14 protein-coding genes are annotated in these 14,440 nt (G+C 65.5%); all 14 read left to right on the forward strand.

Features of this window, described 5'->3' with window-relative positions; genetic code table 11:
• Window positions 1-163: 163 nt before the first annotated feature.
• The 14 genes from ABZ824_RS36000 to ABZ824_RS36065 all read left to right on the forward strand — a co-directional run bounded on the left by ABZ824_RS36000 (window position 164) and on the right by ABZ824_RS36065 (window position 14,363).
• On the forward strand, window positions 164-1,096 hold the full coding sequence (locus ABZ824_RS36000) for a hypothetical protein (RefSeq protein WP_356968920.1): 933 nt from the start codon (window positions 164-166) through the stop codon (window positions 1,094-1,096).
• 19 nt (window positions 1,097-1,115) lie between these two features.
• Window positions 1,116-1,304, forward strand: a complete 189-nt coding sequence (locus tag ABZ824_RS36005) for a hypothetical protein (protein ID WP_356968922.1) — start codon at window positions 1,116-1,118, stop codon at window positions 1,302-1,304.
• 494 nt (window positions 1,305-1,798) lie between these two features.
• The gene (locus ABZ824_RS36010) at window positions 1,799-2,131 is read left to right on the forward strand and encodes a hypothetical protein (protein WP_356968924.1); all 333 of its coding nucleotides are present in this window, start codon (window positions 1,799-1,801) and stop codon (window positions 2,129-2,131) included.
• 54 nt (window positions 2,132-2,185) lie between these two features.
• Window positions 2,186-2,473: a bifunctional DNA primase/polymerase gene (locus tag ABZ824_RS36015; protein ID WP_356968948.1), complete on the forward strand. Its 288-nt coding sequence runs from the start codon at window positions 2,186-2,188 to the stop codon at window positions 2,471-2,473.
• A 382-nt stretch (window positions 2,474-2,855) separates the two neighbouring features.
• Window positions 2,856-3,224, forward strand: coding sequence for a hypothetical protein (locus tag ABZ824_RS36020; protein ID WP_356968926.1), 369 nt, complete (start codon window positions 2,856-2,858; stop codon window positions 3,222-3,224).
• Between the two features lie 237 nt (window positions 3,225-3,461).
• Window positions 3,462-3,920: a hypothetical protein gene (locus ABZ824_RS36025; protein ID WP_356968928.1), complete on the forward strand. Its 459-nt coding sequence runs from the start codon at window positions 3,462-3,464 to the stop codon at window positions 3,918-3,920.
• Between the two features lie 349 nt (window positions 3,921-4,269).
• Window positions 4,270-6,168 (forward strand): ParB N-terminal domain-containing protein, encoded by a 1,899-nt coding sequence (locus tag ABZ824_RS36030; protein ID WP_356968930.1) that lies wholly within the window; start codon window positions 4,270-4,272, stop codon window positions 6,166-6,168.
• 170 nt (window positions 6,169-6,338) lie between these two features.
• On the forward strand, window positions 6,339-6,926 hold the full coding sequence (locus ABZ824_RS36035; protein ID WP_356968932.1) for a hypothetical protein: 588 nt from the start codon (window positions 6,339-6,341) through the stop codon (window positions 6,924-6,926).
• A gap of 204 nt (window positions 6,927-7,130) precedes the next feature.
• On the forward strand, window positions 7,131-7,844 hold the full coding sequence (locus tag ABZ824_RS36040; RefSeq protein WP_356968934.1) for a hypothetical protein: 714 nt from the start codon (window positions 7,131-7,133) through the stop codon (window positions 7,842-7,844).
• Window positions 7,845-8,129: 285 nt separating this feature from the next.
• Entirely contained in the window at window positions 8,130-9,371 is a 1,242-nt protein-coding gene (locus ABZ824_RS36045; RefSeq protein WP_356968936.1) for an AAA family ATPase, read from the forward strand.
• The gene (locus ABZ824_RS36050) at window positions 9,368-10,984 is read left to right on the forward strand and encodes a hypothetical protein (protein WP_356968938.1); all 1,617 of its coding nucleotides are present in this window, start codon (window positions 9,368-9,370) and stop codon (window positions 10,982-10,984) included. The genes ABZ824_RS36045 and ABZ824_RS36050 overlap by 4 nt, the downstream gene beginning before the upstream one ends.
• Before the next feature lie 35 nt (window positions 10,985-11,019).
• Entirely contained in the window at window positions 11,020-12,096 is a 1,077-nt protein-coding gene (locus ABZ824_RS36055) for a DUF6744 family protein (protein WP_356968940.1), read from the forward strand.
• A 268-nt stretch (window positions 12,097-12,364) separates the two neighbouring features.
• On the forward strand, window positions 12,365-13,264 hold the full coding sequence (locus tag ABZ824_RS36060; protein WP_356968942.1) for a bifunctional DNA primase/polymerase: 900 nt from the start codon (window positions 12,365-12,367) through the stop codon (window positions 13,262-13,264).
• A gap of 286 nt (window positions 13,265-13,550) precedes the next feature.
• On the forward strand, window positions 13,551-14,363 hold the full coding sequence (locus tag ABZ824_RS36065; RefSeq protein ID WP_356968944.1) for a PD-(D/E)XK nuclease-like domain-containing protein: 813 nt from the start codon (window positions 13,551-13,553) through the stop codon (window positions 14,361-14,363).
• The last annotated feature ends 77 nt before the right edge of the window (window positions 14,364-14,440 follow it).

The raw sequence follows: 14,440 nt of genomic DNA on the forward strand, positions 1-14,440 counted from the left end.
GCCGCAGCCCCAAGACGACTCACTTCCGCCCTGCACGCGCAGCGGCACCAAGGGATGTTCGACGAGAACCTGTACGGCGAGGGGCACAGCGCCTTTCACAGGTGCTGACCGTCAGGCCAGGACCGAGCTCATCACCACTGCAGCAGTTCGAAGGACAATGCCGATGACCAGACTCTTCTATGACCGCGACCATGTCACCGCTGACCTCCACGACGGCGGCTGGATGGGCGAGATCGCCGAACGGCTCCGACGGTGGCAACCCACCGACGACGACAACGGACTCGCTGTCGTGCGCGACCTCATCGAGGCCACCCGAGGCGGTCAGAACAGCCTGTGGCGGCTGGATGTCGCGAACCTTCCCGTGCTCGTCTTGGCCGCGTTCAGCTGCGATGAAAACGGTTTGCTGACCTACAACGGCGAACTGACGCTGTCGATGATGATCGATGGCCGATTCGAAATCGCCGACACCGGCCTCAGCCGCCTGGAAGACCTCGCCGATCTCACCGGACAGCATCACGGCAGTCAGCGGCTGTTCACGCTTCTGGACGCCATCACCGACCACCTCAACCTCATCCTGGCCCGGGTGCTCCAATTTTCCCGGCGGCACGATCACGAACGCGGTGATTCCCCAGCACGGATGTCACAGCCGCTGTCATCGAAGGCCGACGACCAAGTACCCACCACTACCGACATCGCCGCGCAAATTCGCCGCGACATCGCCTTCGGACACGCTCCAACCTCTCTGCTTCCGCGAATACCGCCTGCCCCGGGATTCGGCCACAACGCCGAAGAGTTGATCACCGCCCGCGAACGCGCGCTCGGTCGCAGCCGCGGCAGCTTCTGGCTCGAGGTCGAAGAACTCAACCAAGGCTGGACAAAAGCAGGCTGCCCCACCATTGGGGTCGTGTCGATCACCCCCGGCACAGGCGGCGAGCACAACACCGAAATCGTGTTGAGCAACGGGCTACAGCTATTGGTCAGCCAGACCGGGATAGGGCTGTCCGATACCCGCGGTCGCCACCTGTACTTCCTCGACGCCATCAATCCCGAGGCCGGCCACGACCACCTCCACCTCACACTGCGCCCCGACGCCTGAACACCCGCAGGACCCGAAAATGATCAACCTCCTCTGCGCAGACCACGGACTCGCCATCATCACCGTCCACCACGGCAACGGCGCAACCAGCGAAATCCGCATCCACGACCTGCCCGACCACCTCGAGATCGTCACCGAAATCGCACAATCCGTGGAAGCCAGCGTGACCGTCGACGGCGCGCAAACCCTCTTCGACGAGAATCGCTGAGCTCAGCTCATCCTGCAGGCCGGATCGACGCGCCCTGACTCGCGCGAGTCCGGCACACCGGCGACTTCCGACCGCAACACAGGATTCGCGATGAACTGGACTGGCAGTAACGCAACCAGATTGGTAGCGGCCATCACAGAGTCAAGGGCAACCGACCGACGGTCCGTACCACAGGCAACCCAGGCGGCGGGCCACGCTAACCCTCGCCGATCAAGCCGAAGCCATGCTCAACATCGCCAACCCCTCACCGTGTCGCCGCATAGTGACTGCCCCAGCACAGTCTGCATCAGGCGCTACCACCGAATATGTGAACCGTAGCGTTGCTTCCTCGACAGCCCCACCACCGGTGAACCTACCGTCACGGCCCACGCCGACGCCGAGAATCTGCCCGACGCAGCCTGACCGAACCCGGTACACCTCGAATCGGTGCGCCCGAAACGTACTCGGGGGCATCGGGACCGGTTCCCGATCTACGCGACACGAAGGAGTCAGTTGTGCGCACCCCCGACGAACCGACCATCGATACCCTGGCCCGCACCGACAACGGCTATCGCGCCCGTAGCCTGTGCCTGGTCGACCATCAGCCCGCCGACATCACCATCACCGTCGACAGCGAGGGCCGCTTCCTCTCCACAGTGTGCGTGTTCGACCAGATGAGCCTGTCCTGGCATCTGCTCCTGCGCGCCGACCATCTCGACTACTCGCGGTTACCTGCCGATCCCGGCCACCCCGACACCCTCGAAGCGGTGCGCGAGCGGATGCGGGAACTGCACGCCACCGCGGTCTGGGTAGCAAGCGCTGCCCGCCACGTCGGACCACGCTGGTGACCACCACCTCCCGACCTCGAGAAGGTCTGGACGTGCGCAGCGCTCGACCTGCGGCTGGTAGCCCTCGACGACGCCACCGCGCGCGGGTGGCCGGTGTCTCTCGTCCGTCCCAGCGCGAAGAAACCGCCGGTGTTCCAACGCTGGCCCACGCGCGCCAGCACCGACCCGGCCCGCATTCACGGGTGGTGGGAAAAGGACCGGCCCGCAAACTCGCTCTCGCGACCGAACCGGCCGGGTTGTGCGTTGAGCAGCGAACTGCCCGAACCCCGCCACTGCCCCGCTCATCGCCAGGGTCGCGCATTTGTGGCACAGACGCATTCGGCACCGGAGGACGTGCCCTGACCACCGCCCTGCGCCTCGGGGCACCGACATTCACTATCCAGCCCAGCGGCGCGAGCCATCCGCACCCCGGTCACCGCCCCCGCCGACATCATTGCCACCCCACCAGCACCTAGGACACCTCCAACGAAGCCCCTTCAGTTCGAGCGAAGCCCCCTTCAGTTCGAGATCCCCTCGGCGGGAACACCCCGTGCCGAGATCCACGCCACGACGGGCTCCCACCTGGGTGCCCGGCCGAAGGCGAGGAATCCAGGTGTCCTGGACCATCGAGATCCCCCCGGTGTCAGCACAGTCTGCATCAGGCGCTACCGCCGAATATGTGACTTGTCGCGTCGGTTCCTCTCAATCCCATGCCGCGACTCGGTCACGAGAAGGAAGGAAACCTATGAACACTCCCCCCGGGGTAGAGCGCACATACGCACCCGCGCGCGAAACCATCGCCCGATATCTCATCGACATCGGCGCCGGCTACCCTGACGACATTCAGTTCCAATGGGGTTCAGCATCCGGCAGTCATATCGATGCCGCGTACACAGACGAACTGACACTCGTGGTCGATGCTGGAACCGGTGACGATCTGGAATTGCCAGAAAGCGGAACGCCGGATCGTTGGCGTGTTCAGCTGGTCGGCTCCATGAACGATCGCGAGTACGTGCTCGCCGAAGGTGTCGGCACTGACCTGTACGACACACTGGCCAACACCATTCACCAGCACTCGACCCGCGCATTCCAGCCACGCCGGCTTCGGAACTGAGAAGTCATCAAGGACTGACACCGACGCAGATCGCCAACGAGTGCACATTCGCTCGACCGTCGCTGACTGAGGGTGTTGTGCTCTGGGCCAGAGAGACCTCAGGCCCGCTGGCGCGGCCGCGCCGACGTCGCTCCGCAGTGCCGCAGCAGGCCGCGGAAGTTGATGATGCGCCTCAGTCTCGAATCGGCCCCGAGGGCTGCTCGGCATCTGTCGGCTCAGGGGAAGAAACCTCTCGACATGTCCATCTCCCTGCTATCTCCCCCTGCCACGCGGCGGGTCTTCGACGACGGCATCATGGGTTTGCCTGTCACCGTGTTCCGGCCCGCGTTGGCGGATCGGGGCGCCATCTCGCTGTGCACCGCGAAGCCGAGGCTATTTGTCGTCGGCATCGCTGATACTCGCGGTGATCTGCCGCTTCAGGAAATCGACGCCTGGCAGCAAGAGCCGGTGTTCGATGGACGCAGCAGCGCCGTCGTTGTCCACATTCGGCAGCGCAAGGGCAATATCCATCCCGAGGTCAGTTTGGAAGCGGTGACACTGACCCTCACCGGTATCACGCGCCGCAGCCACTGTGTGTTCACCGGCGCGTACGCCGGAACCGAGCACTACGCCTTCACCGAGGTACTCGAAAAGATCCTCGGCTATCCCGTGGCGGGGCCGTTGCCGATTCGCGCACCCGTCGGCAGCTCGTACTGAAGCCTCGCTGTCGCGCCCCCCGACGCCCTCGCTTCGCGGGTGGCGTCTGATCTCGTGCTGCGCTCATCGGTCTGCGCTCGAAGCGCTTGTACCGTCTCGGCTCGGCCGCCACCTGACGCGTCGTCGACCGTGTCGAGAATGCCACCTCCCTCAACCATCGGTTAATTGGCGCTGTCCCGGGCCAGCCCACGGGTCACGACCCACGTGGAGCCAGCACCACTTGCCCGAGATCCCCTGTCCGCCTGCATATCTCGCACACCCGAAGGCGCGCGCCATCAACGCCGCCGCGCAAAGCAGCTCCCAAATGCGGTGTGTCCAACCAACCTCTGTCGATAGGAGAGATGTCAACATGACTGTCACCGACCTTATCCCCACCGAGACTGCGGCACTCGACCCGGTCGAGCCGGTCGCGACCGAGCCACCGGATGACGATGACGTACGGAATGCTGGTGAACTGATCTTCATCGATCCGAACCGGCTGGTACGTGCACCCAACCGGCCGGAGAAGCCGGAGGACCCGGATTTCGACGCCGACATCGCCGAGCACGGCAATCACGTGCCGATCGTGGTATCGCGAAACGCCGACGGAGATTACGAAGTCGAAGATGGCTGGCACCGCACTCGCGCGCTGCAAAAGACCGCTCATCTGGCATGGGTGGCGGTGTTGCCAGAGGATCTCAGCAAGGACGAGAAGACCCGCGTCATCGACCGTGTCGGCCGCCAGTTCTCCACCGGCAAACATCGGTTCGCCCAGACCGAGGCCGATCGGCTGCACGCGATGCAGATGCTGTTCGAGATCGACCTCAGCAACACCGAGGTCGCCAAACGACTGAAGCTGTCGAAAGAGACGGTGAAGAACGCACGCATCGTCGTCAAGTCTGAGCGTGCCACCGCGGCAGTGGCCAGCGACCAGCTCGACATCATCCACGCCGGGATGGCCGAACAGTTCGCCGACGACCCCGATGCCATGCGCGAGCTGCTCGACGCCGAGCGCGACGGCATGTTCGAGGTCGTCTTTCAGCAACTGGTCGACGAGCGCAAGCGCCGCGCCGAGCAGGAAGCCGCGGAGGCCGCCGCAGCCGAGGTCGCTGAGCGGCTGCGGGAGATCCTCGCGGCCACGAGTGCAGAGTTCCAGCAGCGCGGATTCGAAGTGCTCGAGTTCGAACCAGATCTCGATGACCCCGACTATCTGCCGCTGGCGGCGCTGCGGACAGGCGACGACCAGGCGGTCACCGCGGACTTTGCCGAGGACAATCCGCACGCTTTCGCGGTGTTCCTGGTGCGCAAGACCACCCTCGCGGAGACCGGTGAGCTGATCCATCCGGAGGAAGTCGACGACGTCACCCGCCGCTACCCCGATGCCACCGCCAACTCGGGCCTCTACCACGCTCGTGAGGTGGTCGAGGAAGAAGAGTTCGTACCGATCTACCTCTGCCACGATCGGGAGTCTGTCAACCTTCATCTTGCCGATGACGCCGCGGAGCCCGAGAACGACGACATCACCTCCACTGAGGACTCGGCCGAGCAGGAGGCTGCGCGCGCCGAGGCTGCGCGCAAGAAGCGTGAGGAGTGGGAACGTCAGCAGCGCGAAGAGGCCGCACGGCTCGCGGCGATCCAGCGCACCACGGCACTCAACAACCAGATGCGGTCACAGACGACCCGTCGCCGCGACAACATCCAGGCGAAGTTGTTCACCGACCGCAAAACCGTTCCTGCCGGCTGGATGGAGCTGATCGGGAAAGTCACCGATGAGCCGGCCCTGCTGACACGATTCGCCGCCCAGGTCCTGCGTAGCCGACTGGGCGCAAAGGTGCCCGCCGAACCGACCGGCGGCGGAATCAAAGTTCGCGACAATCACGGCGGGATGCGCGCGCTGCTGAACACCGTAGCCGCCCTCGAGGCCGCTATCCAGGCCAGCGACACCAGCGACGACTGCAAGACCTACGAACGTCCCAACCCGCTGTACAAGCTGTATATGGAATTGCTGGAAAAGACCATCGGCCATGCCATTTCGCCGATCGAATACACCTTGACCGGTGACTTGACCCCCGACGAGGTGTTGGCCGGCCGCCGAAGCCCCCACGACCCGCCCGTAGGACAGGACGACACCGGCGAGGCTCTCGACAGCACCGAGACAGGCAACCTCGATCACACCGACGAGGAAGTCACCGACAGCGGGCCGAGGACCCCCGTGGCCGAAGTCGACGACAACACCGTGGACTACACCACCGAAGCCCACGCCGCGTAATCCACTGGTGGCGGCCGCATCGCGATTGATGCGGCCGCCACCGGCGAATCGCTGTCGCGGCGCCTCGAACCCTGAGCGCGCACCGACCTGACCGGCTCTCGCCCACGACAGCAGCGGCTGCCACCGCCGGCGGTCTGCCGCGGCAAAGGTTAGTCGAAAGGTAGATCTCGATGAGTTTGACGCTGCGGCCGTCCGATCCGGCGGGCAGCACTTTCCACTCCCACGGCCTCCCCACTCCTGCCGGGCGCTGGAGCTACATCCTGGATGATTATTCGATCGCCTATGGCAGCGGACTGTGGCCCTTCCAACCCACAAAAGCCAAACAGGCCAGTGAGCCGGCTTGCTTACGCGCGAGTTCTGTCCGTGTTTCTCCCGACGTCGAGCACCGCAGTTGGGACAACGAGTACGTGTCACTGCTGCCCCGTTATGGGTTGGATGCGGCCTTCATCGAAGCGCGGATGAATCTGTTCGTCCGCATGGAGGGCGCATTCGCCGTTGTCGTGCGCACCACGCTGCTGCTCAACCTTCGCACAGCTACTGCCGAGCTGGAGTGCGACTGCCCCCGCCAGCTCACGCGTCAAGCGATCGCCAAGGCGTCCCGACTGCTGGATTTCATCGCGCGGCACCAGCAAGCCCGCGACCAAGGCGTGCGGATTCCCGAAAGCGTGTCCACCCGCTGGGCACACACCGCCAACGACGCCCGATCATCGAGCATCGCACCATCATCAAGTCCTGCGCCGAGACACGTCCGACATTGAGACGGGTTCGTGGACCGCGCGGCTGCCGCGTCGCGCACCAGACCCCCGAGTGTCCGGGCACAGCAGCATGGCGGAGGCAGCCAGTTGGAAATATTCTTGGGTACTCATTGCAAGAAATGGTTGTCGACCGTTCCGGTTCCGCTGTGCATCAGCGATCGGCAAATTCGCCGAGGTAAGCGACCAGGCCCCGCGCGCTCACGATGGATGCTCGACAGCGGTGCCTTCACCGAGCTCCAGCGCTTCGGCAGTTGGCAGCACGGGCCCACCCCAGCAGAATATGTAGAACGAGTTCGCCATTACAGCGCCGAGATCGGAAACCTTGTCGCGGTCGGGCCCCAGGACTGGATGTGCGAGAGAGAAATCATAATTGGTGGTCGTTTCGGGCGGATCCGCTACGCTGGAACTCGCCTTTCGGTTCGCCGCCACCAGCACCTCACCGTGGAGAACTTTCTTCACCTTCGGTCACTGGCCCCCGAATTACCGATCATGCCGGTGATCCAAGGATGGAACGTCGCGGACTATCTGCGCTGCACCCAAATGTATATCGACGCCGGCGTCGATCTTGCTACACAGCCGCGGGTCGGCGTCGGTTCCATTTGCCGACGACAAGGCACCCGCGAAGCCGCCGAAATCTTCGCCACCCTCATCGACGCCGTTCCTGGAATACGGTTACACGGTTTCGGCGTGAAACAAGCCGGGCTGACTGCCTACGGACCATTGCTGGCTTCAAGCGATTCGCTTGCCTGGTCTAAGAACGCGTTGCATGCACCGCCACTGCCGGGATGCCACCACCGTCGATGCACCAACTGCCTACAAGCTGCACTGAGATGGCGGGCGAAGCTGCTCAACTCTCTGGCCACCGCCGGCCCCAACTACCGCGGCATCCAACTGGCCTTCCCTCTCGAGACATCCCCATAGCACCCAGACGCCGACGCTCACCACGTCAGTGGCCTCACGGAACCGAGTTGCCACATCGCTGGTAGTGCGGGCTCCGCCGGCGCCCAGCCGCCAGCACCGTGACGTTCCACCCGCCGTCGTGTCCCGGCGGCCGCGCCGAGCGCGCACACCAGTCCCGATTCCGATCCGCACCGACCCCGGTGGCAGTCGGCCCGCCCGACAGCCACTGGCCGCCTTTCCCCCAATCCTCGGCCGCACTGTAACCCCTGTACACCACCTGATCCTGTGATTGCGAGAACACCACCTATGAGCAACACCCCTGTGCCTGCACCCGCAGCCGCGGCAGCAATCTCGAATCCCGTCGCCGCGCGCATGCGGGCCATCGTGGAGGAGCTGTCGCGTGACTTCCTCGAACGCGGCGAGGTGGTGCGTTCCATCGTGATCGCCATGCTCGCCCGCCAGCACTCCTTTCTGCTGGGTCCGCCCGGGACGGCGAAATCGGAACTGTCGCGTGCCTTGACCGCACGCATCACCGGCGCGCGCCGGTGGGAGATCCAGATGTCGAAGTTCACCTCCCCCACCAAAATGTTCGGCCCCGTGGACGTCGCCGCGCTCACCCAAGGGGAGTACCGGCAAATCCTCGACGGTCGCGCCACCACCGCGCACATCGCGTTCGTCGACGAGATCTTCAAGTGCAATCTCGGAGCGCTCAACGAGACCCTGTCGTGGCTCAACGAACGCATCTACGTTCCTGAATCGGGCGGAGACCCCGTGGTCTGTCCGCTGATCAGCGCGGTCACCGCCAGCAACGAGCTGCCCGTCGGCGAGGAGTCCGCTGCCATCTGGGACCGGCTCACCGTGCGTTTGGTGGTGGACTATTTGGCCCAACCGGGGAATTTCGAATCGCTGATCCGCTCGGCTGTGCGACCGGCTGCCGCACCGGCCCAGCCCACCACAATCGACCTCACGGAACTACAGCACGCCGTCGGCGTCGATGTCCCCGCCGTTGTGTTGCCCGACGGCATCATCGATGCACTGCGCGAGCTGCGCTCGGCCCTTGCGGGCCAGGACATCGTGGTGTCCGATCGTCGTTGGCGACAATGCGCACGGCTGCTGCAGGCTTCCGCGTGGCTGGATGGCCGTGACCAGGTCAACGACAACGATCTGGCAATCCTCGCTCACGTGCTCTGGTCGACACTGGCCCAACGCGAGACCGTGCAGACCACCCTGGTGAAGATGATCAATCCCGATGCTGCCGAGGCCTTGAACGCTCAGGAAACCATCCGGCAGCTGATGGCTGATCTCGATCAGAAACACAACACCCTGACCCCTGCGGAACTCGCCAGATGGGGCGTCGAAGAGGCCTTGGACAAACTCCGGGACCTCGGGGGCCAGTTGGTCACATTGCGGCAGAAGGCGGCGGATGCCGGACGTGCTACCGACACTGTCGATTCGGTCATGGCGGAACACGCCGCGCTGCACGAGCGGATCATGAGAGATGTCTTGCATGTCCCTGCGGCGCCGGTGACTGCGGGCGCGGTGCGATGAACTCGCGCACCGTGACAACGATCGCGCAACTCGCGCGCAAAGCCGGGCACTGGCTCGGGCTCACCGACCCCCCGCCGCGCCATGTGCACGCGGTCATCAGCGACCGCTACGACGAGGATGCCTGGGTCCAGACACTGCACGAGGCCGCCTCGCTCACCGATCTACAAGCCGAGCTGACACCGCGGCTGCCTCATGCCGATGACTTGCTACGTGACATGTTCGTGCTGGCCATCAAACACAGCCCCGCCATCCGCGAGGCCGACGACATGGTCGCCTCCAGGCTGCCCAACCACGCCATCATCGAATCCATCTCAGCGACCCCGGAATTCCAGCAGCTGCACCGACACACCATCGGAGATCGTTACGCCGCGGCCATGGCGGTCCTGGCCCAGGCGCCTGCGATCCGCGCCATGCTCGACAACGCCGACGACGCGCAACGCGCCGCTGAGGAGGCGCAGCGCCGCGAGCAAGCCGCGCAGGCCGCCGCGGGCGCGGTCGCCGACGCGTTCGCCCAAGCCGACGCCGCCGTTGACGGCCAGCAGAATGTGCCGGATCACCACCTCCAGGCGGTCACTCAGGCGGTCGACGCCGCCGACACCGCACAGCAGGCCGCCGAGGCCGCGGTGGCGCAGGCCCGTGATTCCGCCGCGGCGCTGGCGTCGAGTCTGCGCGCCAGCCTGCGGGAAGCCATGACCCAAGCCGCAGGTCAGGCGCATGCCGAGAAGGCACTGATGGATGCCTGGCAGCTGCCGCCTGCGCAGCTGCAGCGCATGTCGTTCGCCGAACGCAGCGACCTCGCCCGCCGTTTGCGTTCAGGTCGACTCGGCGAGTACGCCGAGTTGATCGGCCGATTCCGCATGGTCGCCGAGGCAGAACACGCCCAGCGCTGCGATCACGGACACGACGAACTCGCCGGGATCACCCGCGGCGATGACTTGTCGCGCCTGCTTCCCAGCGAGTTGACCGCGCTTGCTGTCCCAGCGTTACGCGCGCAGTTCGCCGCCCGCTACGCCGAGGCGGACCTGACGATGTACGAAATCATCGGCGAAGAAGGACAAGGGCTCGGCGCGATCATCGCCGCGATCGACTGCTCGAGTTCGATGAACAGACCCCACCAAGACTCGCGCGGGAAGGCGGTGACCCGCGAAGCGTGGGCCAAAGCATGCGCGCTGGCACTGCTGGACCAGGCCCGCCGTCAACGCCGCGACTTCGTCGCCATCCTGTTCTCCGACGCCACCGACATCGACACCTTCGCATTTCCCGCCACCGAACCCCCACCGCTGGACCGTGTGCTGGCCATGGCCGATTGCTTCCACGCCAACGGCACCGACTTCCAAGCCCCACTCGGTGCCGCGACAGAAATCATCGCCGAGCACTACAACCGCCAGCACACCCCACGAGGGGACATCGTGCTCATCACCGATGGCGAAGCCACCGTCGAAGACACCTGGCTCACCGACTGGAGAAACCGCAAGGCAACTCTCGGCTTCCGCGTGTTCGGGATCTCGATCAATGCAGCACCGGGAGCCACCCTCCAGACGCTGTGCGATGACCTGCGGGTCATCGACGAACTCACCCCGACCGCCAGCGCCGACTTGTTCGCAACCATCTGACCACCTCGATCTCCGGCCCGAAAGCGACAGCCGACATGACCACTACCACCGCATCCCCCACACCGCTGCCCCCCGACAACGCGAGTGCACGAGAGCGTCTGTCGACCTACTCCCAGCAAGCCGACCAGGCCCCCAGCCTCGGATTCGTCGTGCTGTACAGCGTGTTCGGCGGAGAGGTCACTCCCGAGACCGCCGCCGCCTGGTTTCGCGAGCTGCGCCTGGACCAGTCCTTCCTGCCTGGAAAACTACGCGCCGACAACGCCTTCGAACGGGTAACCGGCAGCGACGGCGTCCACGACACCTACGATCTGGCCGACGTTGAAGAGCCCAGCCCGACGGTCGCTGGCGCACCGGCCGCCCAAAGCTCGGCAAGAACCGGTGTCCGCTCGGCCAACCTCATGATCCGTCACGTGCGCCGCAGCCAGAGCCGGATCATGCGGCACATCGTGCGCGAAGTCCGCGACGAGACCGCCTCCGAACTCGCCTACGACACCCACCTCGGCGAAGTCGAGTTCCGACGCGCCGCAGGCCACGACGGATCCGGCACCTTGTCGGTCACGCTCGACTACACCGCGGTCGGTTCCCTGCCCGCGGCCGAGCAGGCCCGCGTCCACGCCCTGGCGAGCAAGATCGATGAACGCTACCTGTGGCAGTGCACGTATCTCGGTTCCGACCGCGTGCGGACAATCCTTCTGAAGTACATGCGTGCGCTCGAGGCAGTCGCGTTGCGCCCCACCGGCGGGGTGTATTTCGTGACCGCCGAGCATGCCGATACTCTGGCCGCGCTGCGTGAGTTCACCGATCGAGTCGGCGATGGCAGTCTGCTGGCCCGTATCCCGTTGGCCGATCAGGCCGAGATGCGTCAACTGGTGATCCATTCGTTCGTCACCTCCGCGCGTGACGAACTGCAGAAACTCTCCCTCGAGATCGCCGCCGCCAGCCGCGGCGTCGTCAGCAGCAACAAACTGACCGCGCTCCACGACCGGTATCGTGCCGTCAAGGCCCAGACCGAGAAGTACTCCCAGCGACTCGCGACCAGCCTCGGGGAGACAGAGTTCTCGCTGCAATTGGTCCAGCAACAGCTCGCCGCACTGTTCAAGGTCGCCGACTGACCGCGCCCTTGCCCCTATACCGCGCTGCGTCCCGGCGCCGTCGAACGGGTTCACGCCCCGCGAAGTTCCCGCATCGCGGCCCCTAAGGGAGCAGCGTTTGATCTTAAGGAGATCTCGATAATCTGTGCCAAGGTTCGATTCCTCTGACTCGGCCGGATCCGGCATCCCGCAGCGCCCGCCGTCGCCCCGGGGTTCGATCGAGTTTGCCGAGAAGGCGGGGTTCCCTCCGGCCCGCCGCCTACCTACTATTCCGCCGTACCCTGGGCACATGGCTGGAGCGCGGAGGGCACCGGCGCCACGCTTGATGCGCGCTGCGCTCGCCGCCGCTGACCGCGGTTTCTGGGTGTTTCCACTCGGCCCGGGATCCAAAAAGCCTGCGCTGCCCAAAATCAACTGGCAGCACCTGGCCACTCGCGACCCGGAAGTGATCGCTCGCGCGTGGCGGAAGGCGGCGTTCAACATCGGCATCGCCTGCGGCCCCAGTCGACTGCTCGTGCTCGACCTCGACCCCAGCCACGGCGACCGGCCACCTCCGGAATGGGAAGGCGCTCGCCATGGCCGCGACGTCCTGGCCCGCCTGACCGCCGCCCGCCAAGTTCCCTATCCACTGCACACCTACCGGGTTGCCACACCGTCAGGCGGTGAGCACCTCTACTTCGCCGCTCCCGAGACACCCGAATTGGGCAATAGCTCAGGGCGGCTCGGGTGGCGCATCGACACCCGCGGCGCCGGCGGCTACGTCGTCGGCGCCGGATCGGTCTCGCGCAGCGGCCACCCCTACCAACTACTGGATGACCGGCCACCTGCTCCACCACCGGACTGGCTGATCACCGCCCTCACCCCACCACCCCTCCCGTCCCCGACCACGGTCAACCTTGCCGAAGTGCGCGTCAACGCCTATGTGCGCGCCGCGCTGGTCAAACAGGTCGAACGGATCATGGCCGCACCGCGGGGCCAGCGTCACGACACCCTACTTTCAGCCGCTGGTTCCATCGGGCGCCTCGTCGGGGCAGGGCTGCTCACCCGCGACGACGCGCACCGGGTCCTGAGTGCAGCCGCCGACAGCCACATCGGCATCGACGAGTTCACCGAACACGAAGCCGAACGCGTCATCAGCGACGGCCTCGACTTCGGCATCGCCCACCCCCGCCATATCAACCTGCACTGACAGCCCTAGCCCGACGACGCGCCTACCAGCCGGATACATCACACAGCCGCACCAGCCGGTTGCGGCACAAGATCTACAGCCGACCCCCGCTAGTCAGCGCCCACTACGGGCTTCGCGGTGAACGGCACCTTGATTTCGCTGCGTCACACGCCGAGCCGATCCGAGCCGATCCCGAGTGAGACCGTCTGTCCGCCGCTGGATCCTCTGGGCGAACAGACTGCCAACGGTGCCACCGCACACGCAGACACACTGCACTGGTCCCCAGGGGCGCGAGACAGGATTCTACGTGAAATCTATTGCGGCCAGCGCTTTGTCGCGCCACCGGCCCCAGAGACGCTGCGTCGCTGTCGGCAGGGCTTCATCGGAGTTCCTGCACACCACCACCCCGACCGCCGGCATCCACCTACACCTGCCCGACCAGGTCTATCACCGCTATCACCCCACCTCCCTGTCCAGCTCCGGAGCGCGACGACTGTGGTGGTCGGGGATCACCCCACGCCAGTTCCACTACGAACAGCTCTACGGCGCCCCCGACACCGACACCCTCGAGTTCGGGCGCGCCGTGCACACCCTCACCTTGGGTTCCGGCCCGCCGGTGATGCGGCTGGAGTTCCGGGACTGGAAAACCAAACGCGCTCAGGAACTGCGCCGCTGGTATCGCCAGACCGGCCGGATCCCGCTGCTGGCCCACGGGTACGACAAGGCCCACGCCATGGCCGCCGCGACCCGCGCGCACCCGGCGCTGGTGCCGCTTCTGGCCGAAGGCTGGCAGGAGGTGTCGTTCTACTGGCCCGACCCGCTCACCGGGCTGATGCTGCGAGCCCGCCCGGACTGGCTGCATCCCTTCGACGACGAAGGCGGGGTGGAGGTCGTCGAACTCAAGACCACCGACAGCGCCGACCCCGAAGACTTCGCCTGGTCGGTCCTGCGCTACGGCTACCACCTGCAACAGGACTGGTACCAGCAGGGCATCCGCGCCTGCGGGCTGGTGGTGCGCCGGTTCCTGTTCGCGGCCGTCAGCAAGCATCCACCACATGTGGTCAGCGTCTGCGAGCTGTACCCCGACGACGTCGCTGAGGCCGTGTCGACGTTCACGTAATTCCCGGTGCCCGCGCTCGCGGAATTCCGCAGGTGGTGGGTCCTGGTTGATGTTCTACCCGATGGCCTCCTTCGGTG

This window comes from Nocardia sp. NPDC047038 (genome assembly GCF_040644075.1).
GTDB lineage: Bacteria > Actinomycetota > Actinomycetes > Mycobacteriales > Mycobacteriaceae > Nocardia > Nocardia sichangensis.